18 protein-coding genes and 4 tRNA genes are annotated in these 22160 nt (G+C 37.5%); 9 read left to right on the top strand and 13 right to left on the bottom strand.

Features of this window, described 5'->3' with window-relative positions; genetic code table 11:
- Positions 1-192 precede the first annotated feature (192 nt).
- From AC27H3_RS14835 to AC27H3_RS14825, 3 genes are all read left to right on the top strand, one after another.
- Complete coding sequence (locus AC27H3_RS14835) at positions 193-843, top strand: GNAT family N-acetyltransferase (protein WP_487107351.1); 651 nt, start codon at positions 193-195, stop codon at positions 841-843.
- A gap of 770 nt (positions 844-1613) precedes the next feature.
- Positions 1614-5573: an ATP-dependent RNA helicase HrpA gene (gene hrpA, locus AC27H3_RS14830; RefSeq protein WP_487107466.1), complete on the top strand. Its 3960-nt coding sequence runs from the start codon at positions 1614-1616 to the stop codon at positions 5571-5573.
- 79 nt (positions 5574-5652) lie between these two features.
- Positions 5653-5952 (top strand): PilZ domain-containing protein, encoded by a 300-nt coding sequence (locus AC27H3_RS14825; RefSeq protein ID WP_487107350.1) that lies wholly within the window; start codon positions 5653-5655, stop codon positions 5950-5952.
- A 64-nt stretch (positions 5953-6016) separates the two neighbouring features.
- Here AC27H3_RS14825 and AC27H3_RS14820 read toward each other — a convergent pair whose 3' ends face one another.
- Positions 6017-7207: a class I SAM-dependent methyltransferase gene (locus AC27H3_RS14820; RefSeq protein ID WP_487107348.1), complete on the bottom strand. Its 1191-nt coding sequence runs from the start codon at positions 7205-7207 to the stop codon at positions 6017-6019.
- Positions 7208-7375: 168 nt separating this feature from the next.
- Between AC27H3_RS14820 and AC27H3_RS14815 the strand changes: the two genes are divergently transcribed.
- A complete protein-coding gene (locus AC27H3_RS14815) occupies positions 7376-7645 on the top strand; it encodes an acylphosphatase (RefSeq protein WP_487107346.1) in 270 nt (89 codons plus the stop codon).
- A gap of 154 nt (positions 7646-7799) precedes the next feature.
- Complete coding sequence (locus AC27H3_RS14810) at positions 7800-8768, top strand: NAD(P)H-quinone oxidoreductase (RefSeq protein ID WP_487107344.1); 969 nt, start codon at positions 7800-7802, stop codon at positions 8766-8768.
- Here AC27H3_RS14810 and AC27H3_RS14805 read toward each other — a convergent pair.
- The 10 genes from AC27H3_RS14805 to AC27H3_RS14760 all read right to left on the bottom strand — a co-directional run bounded on the left by AC27H3_RS14805 (position 8765) and on the right by AC27H3_RS14760 (position 13186).
- The gene (locus AC27H3_RS14805; RefSeq protein WP_487107342.1) at positions 8765-9697 is read right to left on the bottom strand and encodes a tetratricopeptide repeat protein; all 933 of its coding nucleotides are present in this window, start codon (positions 9695-9697) and stop codon (positions 8765-8767) included. The genes AC27H3_RS14810 and AC27H3_RS14805 overlap by 4 nt on opposite strands.
- A gap of 390 nt (positions 9698-10087) precedes the next feature.
- Positions 10088-10543, bottom strand: a complete 456-nt coding sequence (locus tag AC27H3_RS14800; RefSeq protein ID WP_487107340.1) for a DUF6265 family protein — start codon at positions 10541-10543, stop codon at positions 10088-10090.
- 175 nt (positions 10544-10718) lie between these two features.
- A complete protein-coding gene (locus tag AC27H3_RS14795) occupies positions 10719-10925 on the bottom strand; it encodes a DUF1653 domain-containing protein (RefSeq protein WP_085305140.1) in 207 nt (68 codons plus the stop codon).
- A 32-nt stretch (positions 10926-10957) separates the two neighbouring features.
- Entirely contained in the window at positions 10958-11416 is a 459-nt protein-coding gene (gene moaE / locus AC27H3_RS14790) for a molybdopterin synthase catalytic subunit MoaE (RefSeq protein WP_487107338.1), read from the bottom strand.
- Between the two features lies 1 nt (position 11417).
- Positions 11418-11666 (bottom strand): molybdopterin converting factor subunit 1, encoded by a 249-nt coding sequence (moaD, locus tag AC27H3_RS14785; RefSeq protein ID WP_487107337.1) that lies wholly within the window; start codon positions 11664-11666, stop codon positions 11418-11420.
- A 10-nt stretch (positions 11667-11676) separates the two neighbouring features.
- Positions 11677-12168, bottom strand: coding sequence for a cyclic pyranopterin monophosphate synthase MoaC (moaC, locus tag AC27H3_RS14780; RefSeq protein ID WP_487107335.1), 492 nt, complete (start codon positions 12166-12168; stop codon positions 11677-11679).
- Between the two features lie 288 nt (positions 12169-12456).
- A tRNA-Met gene (locus AC27H3_RS14775) sits at positions 12457-12533 on the bottom strand.
- A 180-nt stretch (positions 12534-12713) separates the two neighbouring features.
- A tRNA-Met gene (locus AC27H3_RS14770) sits at positions 12714-12790 on the bottom strand.
- Positions 12791-12825: 35 nt separating this feature from the next.
- Positions 12826-12902: transfer RNA gene (locus tag AC27H3_RS14765), tRNA-Met, on the bottom strand.
- A 207-nt stretch (positions 12903-13109) separates the two neighbouring features.
- Positions 13110-13186, bottom strand: a tRNA-Met gene (locus AC27H3_RS14760).
- Between the two features lie 325 nt (positions 13187-13511).
- On the opposite strand from AC27H3_RS14760, the gene rlmKL reads away from it, so the two are divergent.
- Genes rlmKL through AC27H3_RS14740 form a run of 4 tightly spaced genes read left to right on the top strand, consistent with a single transcriptional unit; the run spans position 13512 to position 19585 of the window.
- Positions 13512-15641, top strand: a complete 2130-nt coding sequence (gene rlmKL, locus AC27H3_RS14755) for a bifunctional 23S rRNA (guanine(2069)-N(7))-methyltransferase RlmK/23S rRNA (guanine(2445)-N(2))-methyltransferase RlmL (protein ID WP_487107334.1) — start codon at positions 13512-13514, stop codon at positions 15639-15641.
- Position 15642: 1 nt separating this feature from the next.
- Complete coding sequence (locus tag AC27H3_RS14750) at positions 15643-15873, top strand: glutaredoxin family protein (protein WP_487107333.1); 231 nt, start codon at positions 15643-15645, stop codon at positions 15871-15873.
- Between the two features lie 3 nt (positions 15874-15876).
- Entirely contained in the window at positions 15877-17787 is a 1911-nt protein-coding gene (uup, locus tag AC27H3_RS14745; RefSeq protein WP_487107332.1) for an ATP-binding cassette ATPase Uup, read from the top strand.
- Between the two features lie 25 nt (positions 17788-17812).
- Positions 17813-19585 carry a DUF3466 family protein gene (locus AC27H3_RS14740; protein ID WP_487107331.1) on the top strand — a complete coding sequence of 591 codons (1773 nt, stop codon included), beginning with the start codon at positions 17813-17815 and terminating at the stop codon, positions 19583-19585.
- A gap of 138 nt (positions 19586-19723) precedes the next feature.
- Here the strand turns inward: AC27H3_RS14740 and ilvN are convergent, their stop codons facing one another.
- Positions 19724-20227 carry an acetolactate synthase small subunit gene (gene ilvN, locus AC27H3_RS14735; RefSeq protein ID WP_085305154.1) on the bottom strand — a complete coding sequence of 168 codons (504 nt, stop codon included), beginning with the start codon at positions 20225-20227 and terminating at the stop codon, positions 19724-19726.
- Positions 20227-21951: an acetolactate synthase 3 large subunit gene (locus AC27H3_RS14730; protein ID WP_487107330.1), complete on the bottom strand. Its 1725-nt coding sequence runs from the start codon at positions 21949-21951 to the stop codon at positions 20227-20229. The genes ilvN and AC27H3_RS14730 overlap by 1 nt, the downstream gene beginning before the upstream one ends.
- Positions 21952-22160 lie beyond the last annotated feature (209 nt).

Below are 22160 nucleotides of genomic sequence, written 5' to 3'. Positions count from 1 at the left end.
AAAAATGTAAAACACGTAAGTTGCCAGTTTGGTATGAATAAGTTCTATGCTGATTAATTACTAAGGTTGGCTGCCTTAAATGCCTGATATTATTTTGAGAAAAATTGATAAAATTTGACCTTATTTCTTATATCCTGATATGGTGAAGAAATAAAAATAATAACAATTTTCATCATTTATGAGGAATTTTAGATGTCATCAGATGCCATAAATAGTAATCAAGTGGATATAAAAGCCGCTTACCTTTCTGCAGAAGACTTAAAGTTAGCAGCATCATTACTTTACCAAGCGTATCATGATGACCCTGTGTTTCTTGAAATATTTTCATCAGATAAAAGTGATTACGAGCAACGTTTACGAGCAGCTATTCGTGAAGAACTAAACGCTTTTTGGCAAGCCAAACAACCTATGATTGGTTTATATTTAGGTGAAACTATTGTTGGGGTTGCTTGTTTAAATAACCCTGAAGAAGGTGTAACCTCTGAACGTTTTTGGCATTGGCGCTTAAAAATGTTACTTGGCGCCGGATACTTCAGTACGAAACAAATGATTGAAAAAGAGAAGATTGTTTTAGCTGCGGTGCCTTTGAAAAAATTTCACATGCTATCTTTTATCGCCATTCACCCTTTACATCAACATCATGGCTTTGGTCATTACTTAATGGCAGCGGTAAATACTATACTTAGTGAGCATACTGAAAGTGAAGGTGTTGCGGTATATGCTACCAGTAAAAAATATAAAAATTTCTTTAATGATGTTAATTACCAGTTTATAGAGGAAGTAGAAGTAGGTAATGTTTCAGGCTCTTTAATGGTTTATTATCGAGAAACGCCTAACAGCTAAGTTTAATAACTCACCGTATTTATCGCTTTAAACACCTCTAGGTTTATAGCGATAAATAGTCTTTTTTATGATTTTATAATCCCCTCCCAATTGTTCCTTACTCATGTGAGATATATCTTACATTGCTGTAGGATATAAAGTTTTTTATGTGGTTGTATATCCCTGGGTGTCGATTAAGCTTTTGTTTTGATTTGCTTTTTTGTGACTAAGGGAAAGGGAGGTGTGTTTATTTATATACAAGTTACTTTTTTAAATTAGTGCTTAGTCTAATATAACCATTGTCAGGAAGACAAAGGGATTACGAATAACGGTACGGATAGCCGACAGGATGCTTAGATTAGCAAAGAGATAGGATGTCTCACAAGGATAGAAGGATAAATTGTCAAGGAATTGTTATCAGGATGATAAGAACAGACAATTGATGTAACTAGGACAGTTACTTTTAAGGATAATATGGACAGCAAATGATTTGCTAGGAAACGCTAAGGAAAAGCTCTTTATGGATGAAGCGGGATCATTATATATTTATGCAGGATGCATATAAGCTAGTTATAGAAAAGCGGTTCAACGAACCGCTTTTTTTTGCCTAAAATTCAGTGAAATATTCTTTATATTCTTGTTGATAACCCAGATATAATCGCAATCAACTTAGATCACCAAATTTTCAAACTTCTCAAGGTAGTTAGTAACTGTTAATATAGCTTTTTATTATCTGTATTGAGCTTCTTTTGTCTACAGCAATTCCCGTAACGTCTACTGCTATTAAAAAAATGAATAAAAATTTTACCTTAAAGTCACTTTTCGACCTGCTAGAACAAGTTAAATTATCTGACAAAGCGCGTATAAGAAGTCGTTTATTAGGTATAAAAAAAATACCTGATCAAAACAAGCAAGAAAAAGCGTTACAGCAAATAGCCAAGACTATCGAGCAATCAATAGCAAATAAACAAGTTCGTTTAACCAACTTACCCAAAGTAAGTTATCCTGAAGGCTTACCTGTTTCACAAAATGTAGATGTAATTGCTAAAGCTATTACAGAAAATCAAGTCGTGATAATTGCCGGTGAAACTGGCTCAGGTAAAACAACCCAGATCCCTAAAATATGTTTGCAGCTAGGTCGCGGCATTGACGGAATAATAGGTCATACTCAACCACGACGCATTGCAGCTAGAACTGTAGCAAACCGTATTGCCGATGAACTTAATACCAAGTTAGGTGATGCCGTAGGCTATAAAGTTCGCTTTAATGACCAAGTGGGTGAGCAAAGTTATATCAAATTAATGACTGACGGTATTTTACTGGCTGAAATGCAAAAAGACCGTTTGCTACGCCAATACGACACATTAATTATTGATGAAGCACATGAGCGTAGTTTAAATATCGATTTTATTCTTGGCTATCTACGACAAATATTGCCTAAACGTCCAGATCTAAAAGTAATTATAACCTCGGCAACTATAGACCCAGAAAAATTTGCACATCATTTTGCTAGCGCTAATGGTGCTCCTGCGCCAATTATTGAAGTATCTGGCAGAACATTTCCAGTAGAAATGCGCTACCGTCCGTTGAATGAATTAAACGAAGACTCTGACAGTGATGCCGATGTTATCAGCGGTATTTTAAATGCTGTTGAAGAGCTAAGCTCAGAAAGTAGAGCAGGCGAAAGTGATGGTGATATCTTAGTATTTCTTAATGGTGAGCGTGAAATTCGAGATACTGCGCGGGCATTAGAAAAAGCTAATTTACGTCATACCAATATTCTACCGCTATATTCTCGCTTAACTGTTGCTGAGCAAAACCTGATATTTAAACCTCATAGTGGTCGTAACATCGTTTTAGCCACCAACGTGGCAGAAACGAGTTTGACGGTACCGGGCATTAAATATGTTATTGACCCGGGTACGGCCAGAATATCTCGATATAGTTACCGCACGAAAGTACAACGCTTGCCAATAGAAGCTATATCCCAAGCTAGTGCTAATCAACGGGCAGGGCGCTGTGGTCGTGTTTCTTCAGGTGTATGTATTCGTTTATACGCAGAAGACGACTTTTTAAACCGTCCCGAGTTTACCGATCCTGAAATACTGCGTACCAATTTAGCCACGGTTATCTTACAAATGCTGGCTTTAGATCTTGGGGAAATTACCGACTTCCCGTTTGTACAAGCACCAGACAATCGTAATATTAATGACGGTGTTAAGTTGTTAGAAGAATTAGCGGCAATTAATGCGAACTCAGCACGCGTTAAATTAACGCCAATGGGTAGGGCGTTGTCTAAATTCCCGATTGATCCGCGTTTAGCTAAAATGATTTTAACTGCGGCAGACTTAGGTTGTATCGAGCAAATATTTATTATTGTTAGTGCGTTAAGTATTCAAGATCCGCGTGAACGACCTCATGAAAAACAACAAGCAGCAGATGAAAAGCATGGCCGTTTTAAAAATAAGCAGTCTGATTTTATTAGCTTATTAAAGTTATGGGACTATGCCCAACAACAACAAAAACTGCTGACAAATAACCAATTTCGCCGAATGTGCCAGAAAGAATTTCTATCGTATGTCCGTATTCGAGAGTGGCAAGATATTTACAGCCAATTAACGCATTCGTTGCGTGAATTAAAAATTCCGATGAGCCGAATCGAATTAGATCTATCTGAAGAAGCTGAAAAGAATAACAGCAATGCTAATATTGATATTGTGCATCAAGCAATATTATCGGGTTTGCTTAGCCATATCGGTCAACAAGATGAAAATCGAGAGTATAAAGGTGCTCGTGGTAGCAAGTTCTTCATTTTCCCAGGCTCAGCACTGGCTAAGAAATCTCCCAAATGGTTGATGGCGGCAGAGTTAGTTGAAACGAGCCGTTTATTTGCGCGCATGGCCGCTAAAATAGACCCATTATGGCTTGAACCCTTAGCGCAACATTTAGTTAAACGTAACTACAGCGAACCGCATTGGGAGAAAAAGCAGGGCGCGGTTATGGCTTTCGAACAAGTTAGCTTATACGGTTTAATTATTGTCGCCAAGCGCAGTATTAATTTCAATCGAATTGAGCCTGCAACTTGTCGAGAGATTTTTATTCGCGAAGCACTTGTTAATGGCGATAGCACACTCAAAGAATCGTTTTTAAAAGAGAATAGAAAACTCGTTAACGAAGTTGAATTACTAGAGCAAAAAGCTCGTCGTAAAGACTTCTTAATTGAAGAGCAGCAGTTAGTTGATTTTTATGATGAAAAACTTCCTGAAACCGCCATTTGTCAACGCAGCTTTTTAGCTTGGTGGAAAAAGCAAAAACAATCTAATGCGAAACTTCTAAACTTTACCAAAGCGTTTTTATTAAAAGAAAGCGCGGTCAAATTATCCGCAAACGAATACCCTGAAACATGGCAACAAGGAAGTTTAACATTACCGTTAAGCTACCACTTTAGCCCCGGTGACGTTGATGATGGTATCAGTGTGATTATTCCCGTTGGCATATTGAACCAAGTAGAAAACACAGGATTTGATTGGTTAATCCCAGCCTTGCGCCTGGAATTAATTACAGCACTTATTAGAAGCTTACCTAAGGCATTAAGACGCAACTTTGTGCCTGCTCCAAACTATGCTGAGGCGTGTTTAGCTGCAATAACAAACTCAGGTATTACACTAACCGCTGCGTTAGAAAAGCAGTTATTAAGAATGACCGGGGTTCGATTGCCTGAAGATGCTTGGCAAGGCTCTGAACTAGTCCCTCATTTATTAATGAATTTTAAAGTTGTGAATGAAAACGGTAAGTTAATAAACCAAGGACGTAACTTAGATACACTAAAAGACAGCTTACAAGGTAAAGTGCAAGCGTCGATTAAAAAGGTTGCAGATAAAGGCATTGAGCGTAGCGATATTGCGCAGTGGGACTTTAAAAATTTACCAAAAAGTTACGAAAAGAAAGTCGCTAATATTACCATCAAAGCTTTCCCTGCTTTGGTAGATAAAAATAAATCAGTTGCTATTGAGCTTTTTGAGCATGAAAGCTTAGCTGAACAAGCCATGCTTGACGGCGTTAGCCGACTTATTCTGTTGAACATACCTTCGCCACTCAAATACTTACAAGAAAAATTGCCCAACAAAGCTAAATTAGGTTTATATTTTAACCCTTTTGGCTCAATAAATGAGTTATTAGATGACTGCATTGTGGCAGGCTGTCAATTTTTAGTAAACGATTACGGTGAGTTACCCAGAGTTGAAACTGAATTTAGCGCTTGCAAAGAGCATGTTCGTGCTGAAATAGCCGACTGTGTATTAAGCGCGGCTATAAAAGTAGAACGGGTGCTAAGTTTAGCGCATGATGTAAGAAAAAAAATGAAAGGTAAAATGTCGTTAAACGTAGTGCAATCGCAAGGCGATATTAAAAATCAACTAGAAAGCATAGTGTTTAAAGGCTTTATTACAAAAGCGGGGTATCAGCGTTTAAATGATATTGCACGATATTTAACAGCAATGTTGCGCCGTTTAGAAAAATTACAAATTGACCCTAATCAAGATCGACTTAAAATGTTAGAAGTTGAAAAAGTGCAAAAGGCACTAGACAGTATTGTTGCTCAACAACCTAAAGGGCAGCCTTTAAATAAAGCTCTGCAGCAAGGTTATTGGATGATTGAGGAGTTACGTGTTTCGCTTTTTGCCCAAAATTTAAAAACACCTTTTCCCATTTCAGCAAAACGGGTGTTAAATTACTTGAAAGAAAATGCTTAATTTCAGTACACAATAATTTGACAGTATTGGTTACGATTAGTATAAATGATACAAACTATAAAAACACATTGGAGTAGTAATGGTTAATTACGATGATAAGCGTAACTTTTATCGCATGATGCTAAACAGTGAAGTGACAGTAACCATTATTGACGACGAAGCTAACAGTAAAGTATTAGCCACTTGTCGTGACCTAAGTGCAACGGGAATCGCCATTGAAATGGAGCACCCATTAGAAATGAATACAGCGGTGCGCATTAGTGTTCAGTCGGCTAACAATGCAGTGCAGCCATTAGATGCCAAAGGCAAAGTAGTAAGGGTTACTGAAGAAAGTGCGAATTGTTATTTAATCGGCGTTAATATTACAGAAATTGATTAAACATTTATAAATGACAACGTTGAGTTGTAGCTAGATAAGACACTAGCTACAACAATATTTTATGTTATTCCACTTGGCAAACAAGGCCTTTAAGGTAGTAACCTTCTGGGTAATTTGACGACACTGGGTGATCAGCCGCTTGGTGTAATCTATCAACAAAATAAACATTTCTTTTCGCATCTAGTGCTGCATCCGCCACAACTTTTTGAAACAAACTCGATTCCATTAAACCAGAGCAAGAGAAAGTTAATAATGTTCCATTGGGCTTGAGTAACTGCATTGCTAACATGTTTATATCTTTATAGCCTCGACAAGCACCGGTTAGTTGAGCTTTCGATTCAACAAACTTCGGCGGATCAAGAATAATCATATCAAAGGTGCGTTTTTCTTCACGGTATTGGCGCAATAATTTAAAAACATCAGCCTTTATGAATGAAATGTTCTTATTTTCTAGTTTATTAAGCTCTGCATTTTTCTTTGCAAGATCTAATGCTGATTCTGAAACATCAACATTGATAACTTCTTTAGCACCAGCAGCAGCGCAGTGCAGGGCAAAAGTGCCAGTATAAGAGAAACAGTTTAATACGCTATTACCTTTAGCATACTTACCGGCGGCAACTCTAGAATCGCGCTGATCTAGATAAAAGCCTGTTTTGTGACCTTGAGCAACATCAACATGAATTTTTATTCCATGTTCTTCAATAATACATTCGGTAGAGTCTTGCGGCTCTGTTAACCAACCTGTTACGGGCTCTAAGCCTTCTTTCTTACGAACATCTACATCTGAGCGTTCATAAATATAACAGCCGGGGTAAAGTTCTTTAAGAGACTCTACTAACGTGTAACGATGAAAGTCTGCACCGGCGCTCAGTAGTTGGCAAACAATAAAGTTGTCGTACTTATCAATGGTAATACCAGGCAATCCGTCAGATTCACCTGCTATAAGTCGATAGCCTGTTAAGCCACCACTTTCTATAAACCAATCGCGTCTTTTTTGAGCGCTTAACAATTTATTACGAAAAAAATTACTATCAATTTCTTCGTCAATATTAAAGCTCCAGACACGAATTCTTATTTGAGATTCGGGAGAATATGCGCCTTTTGCAAGCCAATTCCCTTTGTTATCAAAGATATCGACAGTATCACCAAGTAAAGGATTACCTTTAATTTTGTTGATTGCTTGTGAAAAAATCCAAGGATGTTTCCGGCGTAATGATTTCTCACGAGCAACTTTTAAATAAATTCTTGCTGACATATGCCTATACTTATAATTAACGATAATAATGGCGCGAGTTTAGTCAATGCAGCACATAGGTGCAATGCTCTATGTTAACTATTTTTAATTCCTTTGATATTTTATAAATGTCAAAGGAATGGAAAATCAAAATAACAACAACAATCAGTTTGTTTAAGGACTAATAATATGAAGGTAAGTTATATGGCGCATGTGAGTGGAAAAGTACAAGGAATATACTTTCGGGTCTCTAGTCAACAAGTTGCTATAGACTATGGTGTGAGTGGCTATGCACGTAATTTAACCAATGGTGATGTTGAAGTGTTAATGTGTGGTGAAGAGCAAAATATTAAAAAAATGATTAAGTGGCTTGAGCATGGGCCAGCAGAGGCAGAAGTTAGCAATGTTGAAGTGCAAAAAGTACCCTGGCAAGAACATCATTTTTTTTCTGTTAATTAAGGGTAGACTGTTAGTATTAATACCGATTAACTTCTTTAAAAAAACAACTTCATGATTAGTTAATTAGTTAATTAGTTAATTAGTTAATTAGTTAATTAGTTAATTAGTTAATTAGTTAATTAGTTAATTAGTTAATTAAGAAATAGGAAAGATATTGCGTTATATAGCATTTAATAAAGAGCAAGAATTAAGCTTTCAAGAAACTGAAATACCAACAATTAATGACGATGAATGCCTAATTAAAGTTAGCGCTATTGGTGTTAATCGCGCGGATATTTTGCAAAGGCAAGGTAATTACCCCGCACCGCCAGGTGAATCTTCTATATTAGGTATTGAGGCTTGTGGTGAGCTTTTTGCCTTGGGTAAATCAGCTCAAAATTGGCAACAAGGTGATAAGGTTTTGGCTATAGTGCCTGGCGGCGCTTACGCGCAATACGTTAAAGTAAAAACAGAGCATTTAATAAAGCTACCTCACAATTTAAATTATGTGGAAGGCGCTTCAATCGCAGAAGTGTTCTTAACGGCCTACCAGTGTTTATTTACTATTGCTAACTTACAACCAAAAACTAACGTATTAATCCATGCTGGCGCAAGTGGAGTAGGTACAGCAGCGATTCAACTTGCCAAATATATTAATTGCCATGTCACGGTTACCGTTGGTAGCAACGAAAAATGCTTAGCATGCAAAACATTAGGTGCAGATGAGGCGATAAATTATCAAGAAACAGACTTCGTTGAATGGTCGAAAAAAGCGGGTCGAAGTTATGATGTTATTTTAGATGTTGTTGCTGGCGAATATGTTAATAAAAACATTAATGTATGTGCATTAGATGGCCACATTGTTATGCTTTCGATGCTAGGTGGAAGGTATGCTGAAAGTGTAGATGTGGCAAAAATGTTATTAAAACGCGTAAACATGCATGCGACGACTTTACGCAGTAGAAGTGATAAATATAAAAGCCAATTAATAAAAGACTTTACTGAAGATTTTTATCATTGCTTTGAGTCAGGCTCGCTAAACCCCGTTATTTACAAAAACTTTAACTGGCAAGAAGTCGACATCGCTCACCATACTATGCTGAGTAATGCTAATATCGGTAAACTAGTTTTAACCGTAGATTAGCGCTTTTGACTAAGGTTATCAGTCATAACCTTAGTGTCTAACTTTCGAACTTTTACATCAACTCCTGCTGCGACTAAATTTTGGAAAAAGTCATATATTTGGCAACTAGCAACTTGTTTACAGATTATTTCATATTTTAAAATAGCAGGTTTATGGCTTTGTAATGATGCTTGATTTAGCCAATATAGTGCCTTGCCTAAATCTTTTTCAACGAATTGCCCGTTAATATACATTTCTGCTAAATTTACTTGCCCATCAGCAAAGTCGTAATTTGCTGATTGAGTAAATAACTCAAATGCTTGTTGCAAGTTAGTTTCACTGAATTTTTCTTTAAGAAAAGCCTCACCGGTTAAGTTTTCTCTGCGCCCTTGTATGTATATGCTGCTGCGTATTTTTCTTTGCTCAGGACTAATACGTTGTCCGAAAAGCTTATCGCGTATTGGGCGCATGGCTTGATATATAACACCGTCATCAAGTTTTTGTAGAATCTGTTGGTGTTTAAAATCATAGCGTTTCGCTTCGAAATAATTTTTATAGGTTAATTGACCATAGTAAAGGCTATTAATGACTGCGTGTTGGTTTGGGTAGTAAAATCCACCATAGGTTAAGGTAATAATATCACCGGTTATATCAACTACTTTGGCAAGGCGGTACTTTTCATTCGGTCTGAGATCATGACTTAAAAGGCGAAAATCTAAAAAATAAATATCATTAACTTTTGGCGAGGCGATGATTTCAATGGTTTGTTGTTTTTCTTGATTACTTTTATAAATGGAATGGTAGCTGTAATAGGCTAAAAATAGTAATGCCGGGATTATAAATGACTTTCTTAATACTGCTAGCTGTTTCAATGATTGTAATAAAGTTGACAGCTTGAGTGTTTTTATCGGCTGATAATCATTACTTTTATTCGCACCTGCGTTAACCATTTCATGTCCTTATAAACGTTGATTAGCATAATGCTACTTAATGGGAAAACCATCAACTCGCTTTATAATTTTTATTTTTAGATGATGAAATAAACAATACTAACATCTTCGTAATCAATATCAAATGTTGAAAACTAATGTTATTTTTTGACTAAACCTTTTCATAAATAAATAATTAATACCAATTGATTTAATGAATCGGTCAATTTTAAACGAGGATAAATTTTCAGTGGCAAGGCGCTTGATTGATTAGGGCATAGATGCCCGTAAGTAGAACAATGCAGGAGCAATTGTCGAGCAATAGCAGGCTATTGGGATTGAAAGCAACGTAGATACTGGATAGTTAAACCGCTTTAGAATGATCGATTGTTTATATCAATTGGTATAAGACTACTTTGGGCCGTTCTCATTGGCTCGACGATGTAACTGGATGGAGAATGACTTTTCGTCTTTACCGCTTACTATTATTTGTAGGGCGGTTTTGCTGATTTTTCGATATTCAATTTTGTTTGGAAAGTCATGTAACTTGTTTTCAAAGATATAGGATTTATCTTTGCATTGGACCAACTTAAAGGCAATAGGACTAGGGTTATGTGCAACTTTTGCAAGATAAAAAATTTCGCCTGACATTGCTAGTAACCTTAAGCTTTCAGCGCTATTTGGTGTTGTTCCTGTGCCTTCAAAAGTGTTTTCACTTAATTTATGCCAAGTTTCTGTAGTTAACGTCTGGTCTTTTTGCGTTTGCCACTTGCCTTGCAACCAATCAAAATCGTTAAGTGAACGACAGTTATTGGCATTAGCTTGAACGCTAACGAGCAGTAGTGTAGCTAGAGTAAACTTAGCCATGGCATATCCTCGACTTTAAAAAGTTAAGGTATTATGCACTAAAAAAATGCTAGTTTAATTTTTGCTTCATTGTAGATATGAAAAGTAGCAGCAAATAGAGGTATGTACACTTAAAAAAGGGAGTTATTCGCTGAATAAAGGGAATGAAAATCGACTCCCTTTTAGCCAGTTTAACTTAACCAACATAAGCGAAACGTTTGATAGTTTTTCCATCTCTTTCAATGGTTTCATCAAACATAGCAAGAGGTCTAACCCAAATACCACGTTCACCGTACTCAGGCTGATAAACAACCATAGATTCTTCTGTTTCACTGTGAGTTGCTATATGCAGTACTTGGTAAAAATTACCTTTGAAATGTTGATAACGTCCGGTTTTTAACATGAATATCTCGCTAGTTTTAGTTTAAATGTTGATTATTTAGTGAGCTTTTCTGACCATTGCTCTGACGATTCGTCATCACTTGCTTTAGCGTCTAACCACTTAGTACCTTGTGTGGTAAGTTCTTTTTTCCAAAACGGTGCTTTGGTTTTTAAAAAATCGATCAAAAATTCACAAGCGGAGAAGGCTGCTTTGCGGTGTGGGCTAGTTACACCAATAAAAACAATTTGTTCTCCAAGTGTTAAGTCGCCGACGCGGTGAATAATAGTGACTTTATTCAACGGCCAATGTTCGCGCGCTTGAGCTTCTATGTCACTTAGCACCTTTTCAGTCATACCAGGGTAATGCTCTAGAGAAAGTCCATGAACGCCAAGCCCTTCATTGAAGTCTCTTACTTTACCAATAAAAGTTACAATGGCACCATCTTGGTTGTCTGTACAAAGTTTTTGGTATTCATCAGCAACACTAAAGTCATTATGTTGTACGAAAATCATCTTAACCACCAGTAACAGGAGGGAAAAAGGCAACTTCATCACCTGATACTACGTTATGTGACCAATCTGTGATCTGTTGATTAACCGCAACAAGTAAGCTATCTGCGCTCATTAACTTAGCCCATGTTTCATTTTTATCAGCAAGTTGTAGTCGAATATGATCTGTGGTCATATTATCGATTGGAGAAATTTCTAAGCTGTCAGTAGATAATTGTTCGCGAAGGCGAGCAAAAAATAGAACTTTAATCATTATTACGTCTCTAAATAGTTTCTGCATTATGAAAATAACTACCTGATTTTCCACCTTGCTTTTCACATAAGTGAATATTGGTAATTATCATATCTTTTTGAACGGCCTTACACATATCGTAAATGGTGAGTGCCGCTGTTGACGCTGCAGTTAATGCTTCCATTTCTACGCCTGTTTTACCGGAAAGTTTACACAATGCGGTGATTTTAACGCGATTATGGTTAGGCTCTGCAACTATATCTACTTCAATTTTTGTTAGCATTAACGGATGACAAAGTGGAATAAGCTCACTGGTTTTTTTAGCCGCCATGATACCTGCGATTCGTGCGGTAGCAAAAACATCACCTTTGTGGTGTTTACCTTCAACAATCATAGCTAAAGTTTGCGCTGACATTTCAATATAAGCTTGAGCGATTGCAGTGCGTTCAGTCACTTTTTTTTCGGTAACGTCTACCATGTGGGCATCGCCATCAGCATTAATATGAGTAAATTCGTTATTCATCAAAATAATCTCTTTATAGTTGGTTATTCATTTCTTTGAAAACACACCACATATATTACATTATCTTCACGCGTACTTAGAGAGTATTTAAGGATTTAAATGCAGTATTAGGTTGAATTCTTTATTTGAAAGTAATGTTGCGAAATTTGTAAAATTAAGTTTGGGAGTATTTTAATGAGATTATACAAGTTTGACTGATAATTAAGGGGTTCTAATCAAATCAATACTTTGGAGTATAGAGTTATAGAAATATAGTGAAGTATTAGCTGGAGTTTACTTATAAAAAGTTGGTTGCGGGAGCAGGATTTGAACCTACGACCTTCGGGTTATGAGCCCGACGAGCTACCAGACTGCTCCATCCCGCGTCCGATTAGTTTATTTTGATTCTAAACTTAAGAATTTTTGGAAGTAGAATTTGAATCTACGACCTTCGGCTAGTTATAAAAATCAGCCCGACGAGGTTGAACTTTTAGACTGCTCCATCCCGCGTCCGAATGGTCTAAATTAATAGACAAGCAAAGTTGTTTTAATTCAAACTTAAGAATTGGTTGCGGGAGCTGGATTTGAACCAACGACCTTCGGGTTATGAGCCCGACGAGCTACCAGACTGCTCCATCCCGCGTCCGATTAGTTTGTTTTGATTCTAAACTTAAGAATTGGTTGCGGGAGCAGGATTTGAACCTACGACCTTCGGGTTATGAGCCCGACGAGCTACCAGGCTGCTCCATCCCGCGTCCGAATGGTCTAATTTAATAGACAAGCCAAGTTGTTTTAATTCAAACTTAAGAATTTGTTGTGGAAGTAGGATTTGAATCTACGACCTTCGGCTAGTTATAAAAAGCAGCCCGACGAGGTTGAACTTTTAGACTGCTCCATCCCACGTCCGAATGACCTACAACAAAGTAGGAAGCCTTAGAAGTTTTAATTCATTCTAAAAGAATTGGTTGCGGGAGCTGGATTTGAACCAACGACCTTCGGGTTATGAGCCCGACGAGCTACCAGACTGCTCCATCCCGCGTCCGATTAGTTTATTTTGATTCTAACTTAAAGAATACTTTTTAGCTGCAATTGCTTGCTACCTGAAAGCGAGGCGTATAATAAGGATACATCATCTGATTTGCAACCTGTTTTAAGTTTATTTTAGTTATTAATTTGATTTATTTTTTACTTGCTGTTTTTTTGCACTTTAATGAGTCGGAATTCATCCAATCAGCATAAATTTAACTGAAATTTAAATAAAACAGACATAACTTCTTAGATAGTTACTGCTAATTTGTAAAATGCCTATAAGTAGAACGTGTCTTTGTTTATAATCGCGGCATAAATTAGATTGGAAAACCTCTATGCAGCAATTTTTAGCATTAACTTCACCCGGTATCGAAATATTACTGGCGCAAGAACTTAAAGATTTAAAAGCCGAACAAGTTGTTCAGAAGCCTGAAGGCGTTTATTTTAATTCTACTATCGAACATGCTTACCATGTTTGCTTACATTCTCGCTTATCAACTCGAATCCTTTTAAAGTTGGCTGAAGGTGATGCAACAAATAAAGATGAGCTTTATGGCGTTGCTAAATCGATAAATTGGTCTGAACAATTCTCTGTTGATAGTACCTTTGCCATTGATTTTGTCGGTACCAGTGATGAAATCAGAAACAGCCAATTTGGCGCTTTAACCGTTAAAGATGCCGTTGTCGATCATTTTCGCGATTTAAATGAAGAACGTCCTTCTGTAGATAAGTCATCACCACAAGTGAGCTTTCAAGCACGCTTATTAAAACAAAAAGTCGCTATTTATTTAGATTTTTCAGGACGTAGCTTGTTTAAGCGTGGCTATCGTGAGCATTCTGGCGCTGCACCGTTGAAAGAACATTTAGCGGCTGCAATTATCACGCGTTCTGGTTGGTTAGACGATACCACTAAGCCTTTAGTTGATCCTATGTGCGGCTCAGGCACTATCGTAATTGAAGCTGTATTAATGGCCGCAGGTTATGCGCCGGGTATAGATAGAATACAATGGGGCTTTGATTCTTGGTTAGGACACCAGCCAGAGGCATGGAAAGCGGCTAAATCTGCCGCCATTGAACAATCACATATTGGTCTAACAAAGCTTAAAACGAAAGTTTTTGGTATTGACCTTGATAGCCGAGTATTAAAAACCGCGCAACAAAATGCTAAAAATGCTGGCGTGCAACGTTTTATCGAATTTTCGTGTAAAAATGCCAACGACATGAAAAATGCTTTTGGGCCCAAAGGAACGATTTTATTTAATCCACCTTATGGTGAACGAATAGGTGATCTGCCTGAGCTTGTAGAAAGCTTTGCTTTATTAGGCCAAACATTTAAAGCACAATTTGTTAATTGGCGTATAGCCGTTTTAACCGCAAATGTTGAATTGCTAGCCATGATGAAAATGGTGACGTTAAAACGTTATAAGTTTAAGAACGGGTCGTTAGACTGTCAATTTGCACTTTATAATCTCGATGATAAACAAGTGTCTAGCAGCAATGTTAATGCAGAATTTGAACAAAAAAATTCAGATTTTGGTAATCGTTTGCTGAAAAACAAAAAGAATTTAAAGAATTGGCTTAAACAAGAAAATATTGAATGTTACCGTTTATACGATGCTGATATTCCTGAGTATAATGTTGCCGTTGATGTTTATGGCGATCATCTCGTTATACATGAATACACTGCTCCGGCTATTATTGAGCCTGAAAAAGTAGCGAAACGATTACAAGAGGTGGTTTATTTTGCGCCTAAAGTACTCGGCGTTGCTACTGATAAAGTTATTATTAAAACTCGAGCAAAGCAAAAAGGTAAAGATCAATACCAGCGTGTTGAGCAAACTAAAAAATCTATGGTGGTGCACGAATATGGCGCTAAATTAAAAGTTAACCTTTGGGATTACCTAGATACCGGGCTATTTTTAGATCACCGTAAAACCCGTCAAATTGTTGCTAAAAAATCAGCAGGCAAATTATTGCTTAACTTATTTGCTTATACTGGCTCGGTTTCATTACAAGCTGCCTTGCATGGTGCTAGCAGTGTAACAACGGTTGATATGTCGAATACTTATTTAAGTTGGGCGCAAGACAATTTTGTTTTGAATAACCTCAGTGGCCATAAATACGACTTTGTGCAAGCAGACTGCTTACAATGGCTGAAAAAGAACGAACAAAAATTTGATGTAGTGTTTATTGACCCGCCAACTTTTTCTAATTCAAAGCGAATGGGCGAAAGTTTTGACGTTCAACGTGATCACATTAACTTAATAACTGATGGCGTAGCCTCACTAGCTGATGGCGGCGAGTTAATATTTACCAATAATAAACGCAACTTTAAAATGGATTTTGACGCGGTAGCCGCATTAGGGTTAAAGGTGCAAGAGTTGAGTGATAAAACGCGCGATAAAGATTTTCAGCGTAACAAACATATACATAATAGTTGGTTGATCACCCGCAAGGTTAGTTAAGATGTCGGTAAAATTTAAACTTTATGGCAGTGAAGGCTGTCATTTATGTGAAGACGCTTTAGCCTTATGTTTGGCGGTTATGCCCGAGGCTGATATTAGCGTGATCGACATTATTGATGATGAGAAGCTGCTTGATTTATACCGTATCAGTATTCCTGTACTTGAGCGTTTATCAGATCAAGAAAAATTATTTTGGCCATTTGAACAGAAACAAATTTTGGAGTTATTGTAGTTTATGGAATTAATTCGTATTTCCCAAGGTGAATTAGCCTTTGGTGAAGACAAGGTCCTAGATAAAGCGGACTTAAGTATACAAACAGGCGAAAGAATTTGTTTGGTTGGTAGAAATGGCGCTGGAAAATCAACATTAATGAAAGTATTAATGGGTTTTCAAATTTTAGACGATGGTCAGATCCTTAAATCGAGCACGATGCAAGTGGCAATGTTGGAGCAAGATCCACCAGAGTCTTCAGATATTAGTGTGTTTGATTATATTGCACAGGGTGTGAAGGAAAACGCAGACTTAATTAAACGCTACCATGCCATTATTCATGAGGTTACTGAAGATCCATCTGAAAAAAACCTTACCAAAATGTCAAAAATTCAAGAACAACTTGAAGTGGCAAACGCATGGCAAGACGAACAGCGCATCGAACAAGTGATGACGACACTGGCATTGAATCCAGAAGATAAAATTTGCGACCTTTCTGGTGGTTGGTTACGTAAGTTAGCCTTGGCGAAAGCACTGGTAACGGCACCAGATATTTTATTATTGGACGAGCCTACCAACCATTTAGATATTAAAAGTGTTTTATGGTTAGAAACTTTCTTAAAAGATTTTGCTGGCACCATACTGTTCATTAGTCATGATAGGGCATTCATTCGAGGGGTATCTACCCGTATTATCGATCTTGACCGAGGTATTTTGAAAAGTTACCCAGGCAATTACGATTTATACATTGAGCAAAAAGCCCATGACTTGCAAGTTGAAGCACAACAAAACTCATTGTTTGATAAAAAACTAGCCGAAGAAGAAGTTTGGATAAGACAAGGCGTTAAAGCACGACGTACTCGAAATGAAGGCAGAGTTAGAGCGCTTGAAAAACTTAGAAACGAACGTCAAGCTCGTCGAGATGTGCGTAATCAAAGTACCATGAACATTACCCAAGGCGATCGCTCTGGCAAACTCGTTTTTGAAGCTGAAGATATTAGTATTGCTTTTGATGACAAAGTTATTATTAAAAATTTAGATTTACTGATCACCCGCAACGATCGTATTGCCTTTATTGGTGCCAATGGTACCGGTAAATCGACCTTGATTAAAATGATCATGGGTAACCTTGAAGCAACTAGCGGAAAAATGCGCTCAGGTGTTAATTTAGAAGTTGCTTATTTTGATCAACATCGCGATGCATTAGATTTAAAGAAAACAGTACAAGAAATTGTGGGTGAAGGTAAACAAGAAGTCATGGTGAATGGAAAACCACGCCATGTATTGGGTTATTTACAAGATTTTCTTTTCAGTCCTAAACGCGCACGCACGCCGGTACGTGCATTATCGGGTGGTGAGAAAAACCGTTTATTACTCGCTCGGTTATTTTTGCGTCCAAGTAACTTACTGATTCTCGATGAGCCAACCAACGATTTGGACATAGAAACATTAGAGTTATTAGAAGAAGTCGTTGCAAATTACGCAGGAACCGTTATTTTAGTCAGCCATGACCGTGACTTTGTGAACAATTGTGTAAGTAGTTGTTTATATTTTGATGGCACAGGCCATATTTCACAAATAGTGGGTGGTTATGATGATGTTGATAGTTATCTCGAACATAAAGATCAACAGCGCCAAGCAATGGCAAAGCCAGTTATTAAAGCAAAGGCTAATGAAAAGCCGGTGAAGACTGAGCAAAAACCAGCAGTTCCAGCGAAGAAGAAACAATCTTTTAAAGAAAAAAGAGAGTTAGAAGAATTGCCTGGGCAAATTGATACGCTTGAAAATTTGATTACAGAATTACAAGCAAAGGTGAATCAAGCAGATTTCTTTAGTCAAAGCCAAGAGCAAAGTAATAAAATATTGAACGAGTTGGCTATTAGTGAGTCCAAACTCGAAGTTGCCTACGCTAGATGGCAAGAATTAGATGATTAATAACGAAAGTGAGTTTAGTAGTTACATGAACAAATTTGTAAAATCAATTTTAGCATTAGGTATTACTAGTGCATTAGGACTATCCGCCGTTAATGCAGCAACATACCAAGTCATCGATAAAGGTGATGTTTCTTCATTAAAATACACTTATTCACAACAAGAGAATAATAATGGTGAAGCTGCGATATCAGGCACCGATATTTATAATTTCCCCGTTCAATTTCAGTATTTAGACGAAGATGACTATGACTTCATCGTACTCTTAGCTGACAATGGTCACGAAAGTGTTCATGACTTAGAAGATATTGAAGATGAAACCGCACTGCGAGCAGGTAACCCAACGGCTAATGATCTGTCTTGGGTGATAAGGTTTTTGCAATCAAGAGCAGACAACTCTCTTTATCAACAAGTTGGCGATATTTATGCCATGACCAATTTTAATGGTGATACAGAGTTATTCAATGTTTTTGATGAAAAGTTTGAAGGCACTGATATTTATACCCGCTCAACAAAAGAATTTATCAGTGGTATAACCAATGAAGGTTGGGTATATGGCAATGCATCAGCACCTTATTTACCGCTAGATTTTACTAAAAGTGATGACGAAGAAGTAACACATTGGTTGCGTGAATTTACCACTCGTGGTTTTTTCTCTTCAGATGGCGGGGCGAGTATTATTGAAATTATTCCGCCGAGTGAAACTGATTTACCTGAAGAACAGCGTTTTGGCGGAGAGTCTGCTATTTTAGATATCAGCGAAAACCACTTTGCTGTTGGTTATGCTAGTACGAGTATTGATCAAAATGCACTTGATTTTTTTGCTGACGAAACCGGTGGTTGTGCTGATCCTGATGTACTTGATGACTTACCTTTTAAAGCTTGTGTTCAACAAGTTATTCAACAGGTTTATAATACAGAAGCGATTAAATGGACGATTGATGAGCAAGGTATTATAAGCTCTGAGGTATTAGGGCAATTAGTTACTCCGCATGTTGATGATGACCGTGAATATGTTAATTATGCGCAAGCGATAAATAATCAAGGTGTAGCGGTTGGTTATGCACATGGTTGGGTTGATGAAGATGAGACTAACCCAAGTACTAACGAAGCTAGAAGCTTATATGCGGTTGTTTATAAAAATGGCCTAGTTACTGATTTTACTGAAGATCACGGTAAATATTTTGATTCGCGTGCCTACGATATTAACGATGCAGGCATAGCAGTAGGGCATGTATCTACTTTTGTAAATGGTAACTTACGTACTAAATTTTATCATGTAGATACTAACCCTGAATCAATGGAAATGATTCTACCTACAGACTTTTTTACAGGTAGTTCGAGTACCGCTCGATCTATTAACGCAAGTGGTAAAATTGTTGGTGAAGGTGAAATTGAAACACATAATGATAGTAACGGTACATCAAGAAGAACACATGGCTTTATCTACGACACAATCAGTAAAACCTTTACCGACTTAAATGACTTTTTAACCTGTGAAACTGATTACACTATTATTGAAGCACGTGCTATCAATGATGAAGATGAAATTTCAGCCACGGCATTAATTAGAGTACCTCGTCGAGATTCAAAAGGTGTTTTAATGCTTGATGACAAAGGTGAACAATTATTTGAAGATGTTGTTCGTGCTGTAACTCTAGAGCCAATAGCAGGTGAAGTTGAAGACTGTAGTGCGGTTGAAGAGAAAGTTGAGCGACAAGGTGCAGGCTTAGGTTTAAGCAGTATTTTCTTACTCGCACTTGTTGGTTTACGCCGTAGATTTTCTAAAATAATAAAGTAAAACTGTTTAACGCATTTAGCTTTAATTTAGTTTGAAAAAAAGCCAGCATCTAGCTGGCTTTTTACTTTATGCTGTAAACAAAAAATAGAGTGCCTAATTAACCAACTTGGTATTATTCATTAGGCTGTGCTCAACGTTTTATTGTTTGATCCTTAGCGCTTTTTCGCCACGAGCAATACCCACACATCCCGATCTAACTGACTCAATTATTTCGGTTTCGTTAGCTAGAGTAGTAATAAAAGCATTGATTTTATCGGCGTTGCCGGTTAATTGAATGGTATAAACTTGTTTACCTATATCTATAACCGAGCCTCTAAAAATATCAGTAATTCGCATTACTTCGCTGCGCGACTTTTCGTTCATCGCTAACACTTTAATTAAGAGTAATTCGCGCTCCACATGACTGCGTTCGGTCAAGTCAGTAATTTTAATCACGTCGATGAGTTTATTCACTTGCTTAACAATTTGTTCGAGTATTTTATCATTACCTTTAGTAACAATGGTTATACGAGATAAGGTGTCGTCTTCAGTTGGTGCAACTGTTAGGCTTTCAATATTAAAGGCTCTTTGTGAAAATAATCCAACAATGCGAGAAAGTGAGCCTGCCTCGTTTTCTAGTAAAATGGCTAATATTCTGCGCATTATGCTTTAACTCCTTTTTTAATCCACATTTCATCAATAGCACCGGTACGAATTTGCATCGGGTATACATGCTCACTTTCATCTACTAATACATCAACAAAAACTAAACGTTTTTTTATCGCGAAAGCTTGTTTAATTTTATCATCTAACTCTTCAAGGTTATTTATTTGCATGCCAACATGACCGTAAGATTCAGTAAGTTTGACAAAATCAGGCAAAGACTCCATGTATGAAGAAGAGTGTCGTCCGCCGTATACCATGTCTTGCCATTGGCGTACCATGCCTAAAGAGCGATTGTTTAGTGAGATAATAACAACGGGTAAGTTATATTGCAGACAAGTTGATAGCTCTTGTATGTTCATTTGAATTGACCCGTCGCCCGTAATACAAATTACATGGCTGTCTGGAAAAGCTAGCTTAACGCCCATAGCAGCAGGCAAACCAAAGCCCATAGTGCCTAGACCACCAGAATTAATCCATTGGCGAGGCTTAGCAAAAGGGTAGTACTGGGCAGCAAACATTTGGTGTTGTCCCACGTCAGAGCAGACATAAGCTTCTCCGTTTGTCGCTTTATACATTGATTCAATAACACGCTGAGGTTTAATTTTATCGCCTGTTTGATCATAACTTACGCTGTTAACCGCGCGCCATTGCTCGATTTGCTGCCACCATAATTGGTTTTCTGCTTTGTTAACAGTAAATTGTTTGTCTTCAAGTTCAACAAGTAATTGTTTAATAACAATATCGACTAAACCAACTACCGGAATATGGGCATTAATGGTTTTAGAGATCGAGGTGGGATCAATATCAACATGAACTATAGTCGCGTCAGGACAAAACTTTTTAACATTGTTTGTAACTCTGTCGTCAAACCTTGCGCCTAAAGCTAATATTACATCAGCATTTGCCATGGCTTTATTTGCCTCTAAGCTGCCATGCATACCTAGCATGCCGATAAAATTATCATGTGTACCTGATACTCCGCCTAATCCCATTAAGGTATTAGTAACAGGGGCATTTAGTTTCTCTACAAGTTCAGTTAACAATGCGGCTGCGTTAGCGATAATTACGCCACCGCCAGAATAAACAACAAGTTTTTTTGCTTTTGTTATTGCTTGTACCGCTTTTTTGATTTGCCGATGATGCCCAGTAACGGTTGGATTATAAGAGCGCATTTTAACGTCAGCGTTAAATACATACTCGGCGGTATACTGAGGCATTAAAATATCTTTTGGTAGTTCGATAACTACAGGGCCAGGTCGTCCAGTACTAGCGATATAAAAAGCTTTCGCGATCGTATTAGGAATATCAACAACATTACGGCAATTAAAACTATGCTTTACGATTGGGCGCGAACAACCAACAATATCTGTTTCCTGAAAGGCGTCGTCTCCAATTAAACCTGTAGGTACTTGGCCTGATAGCACTACCATAGGAATTGAGTCCATATATGCAGTTGCTATACCGGTTATACAGTTAGTAGCGCCAGGCCCCGATGTAGCCAGTACAACGCCAACTTCACCCGTTGACCGAGCAAAACCATCTGCCATATGTGTTGCAGCTTGTTCATGACGCACTAGAATATGTTCAACGTCATTTTGTCTAAACAGCGCATCATAAATGTCTAATACCGTACCGCCAGGGTATCCGAATAGATATTTAACCTTCAATGCTGACAGGGCTTTTACTACCAGTTCAGCCCCTGAAAATAGCTCTTTTGTCATATGTAATCCCTTTATTAATCAAGTTTAATGAGTATAAATAGCAATAAAAAAACCCCCGTTCTTTTCAGAGCGAGGGTTTATTGTTGTAATCTTTTTACTTTATTTTTCACACACAATATCAACCACGCTTGGATCTTAAGACCAAGACGAGCACGAGAAGAGAAGTAAGTGTGTTAACGAAATTCATAAATATAAAATATTGTTTAAAA

This window comes from Colwellia sp. NW0002-52-1 (assembly GCF_057550865.1).
The sequence above is the reverse complement of the archived record's forward strand: the minus strand, read 5'-3'. Positions and strand labels throughout refer to the sequence as shown.

What these genes read in the sequence shown, in the direction of transcription:
- uup (WP_487107332.1), top strand. Translation starts at nt 15,877, where the DNA reads ATGGAATTAATTCGTATTTCCCAAGGTGAATTAGCCTTTGGTGAAGAC.
- AC27H3_RS14800 (WP_487107340.1), bottom strand. Translation starts at nt 10,543, where the DNA reads ATGGCTAAGTTTACTCTAGCTACACTACTGCTCGTTAGCGTTCAAGCT.
- AC27H3_RS14795 (WP_085305140.1), bottom strand. Translation starts at nt 10,925, where the DNA reads ATGTTAAAAACCGGACGTTATCAACATTTCAAAGGTAATTTTTACCAA.
- moaC (WP_487107335.1), bottom strand. Translation starts at nt 12,168, where the DNA reads ATGAATAACGAATTTACTCATATTAATGCTGATGGCGATGCCCACATG.
- AC27H3_RS14730 (WP_487107330.1), bottom strand. Translation starts at nt 21,951, where the DNA reads ATGACAAAAGAGCTATTTTCAGGGGCTGAACTGGTAGTAAAAGCCCTG.
- moaE (WP_487107338.1), bottom strand. Translation starts at nt 11,416, where the DNA reads ATGATTTTCGTACAACATAATGACTTTAGTGTTGCTGATGAATACCAA.
- rlmKL (WP_487107334.1), top strand. Translation starts at nt 13,512, where the DNA reads ATGCAGCAATTTTTAGCATTAACTTCACCCGGTATCGAAATATTACTG.
- AC27H3_RS14815 (WP_487107346.1), top strand. Translation starts at nt 7,376, where the DNA reads ATGAAGGTAAGTTATATGGCGCATGTGAGTGGAAAAGTACAAGGAATA.
- ilvN (WP_085305154.1), bottom strand. Translation starts at nt 20,227, where the DNA reads ATGCGCAGAATATTAGCCATTTTACTAGAAAACGAGGCAGGCTCACTT.
- AC27H3_RS14750 (WP_487107333.1), top strand. Translation starts at nt 15,643, where the DNA reads ATGTCGGTAAAATTTAAACTTTATGGCAGTGAAGGCTGTCATTTATGT.
- moaD (WP_487107337.1), bottom strand. Translation starts at nt 11,666, where the DNA reads ATGATTAAAGTTCTATTTTTTGCTCGCCTTCGCGAACAATTATCTACT.
- hrpA (WP_487107466.1), top strand. Translation starts at nt 1,614, where the DNA reads ATGAATAAAAATTTTACCTTAAAGTCACTTTTCGACCTGCTAGAACAA.
- AC27H3_RS14825 (WP_487107350.1), top strand. Translation starts at nt 5,653, where the DNA reads ATGGTTAATTACGATGATAAGCGTAACTTTTATCGCATGATGCTAAAC.
- AC27H3_RS14835 (WP_487107351.1), top strand. Translation starts at nt 193, where the DNA reads ATGTCATCAGATGCCATAAATAGTAATCAAGTGGATATAAAAGCCGCT.
- AC27H3_RS14820 (WP_487107348.1), bottom strand. Translation starts at nt 7,207, where the DNA reads ATGTCAGCAAGAATTTATTTAAAAGTTGCTCGTGAGAAATCATTACGC.
- AC27H3_RS14805 (WP_487107342.1), bottom strand. Translation starts at nt 9,697, where the DNA reads ATGGTTAACGCAGGTGCGAATAAAAGTAATGATTATCAGCCGATAAAA.
- AC27H3_RS14740 (WP_487107331.1), top strand. Translation starts at nt 17,813, where the DNA reads ATGAACAAATTTGTAAAATCAATTTTAGCATTAGGTATTACTAGTGCA.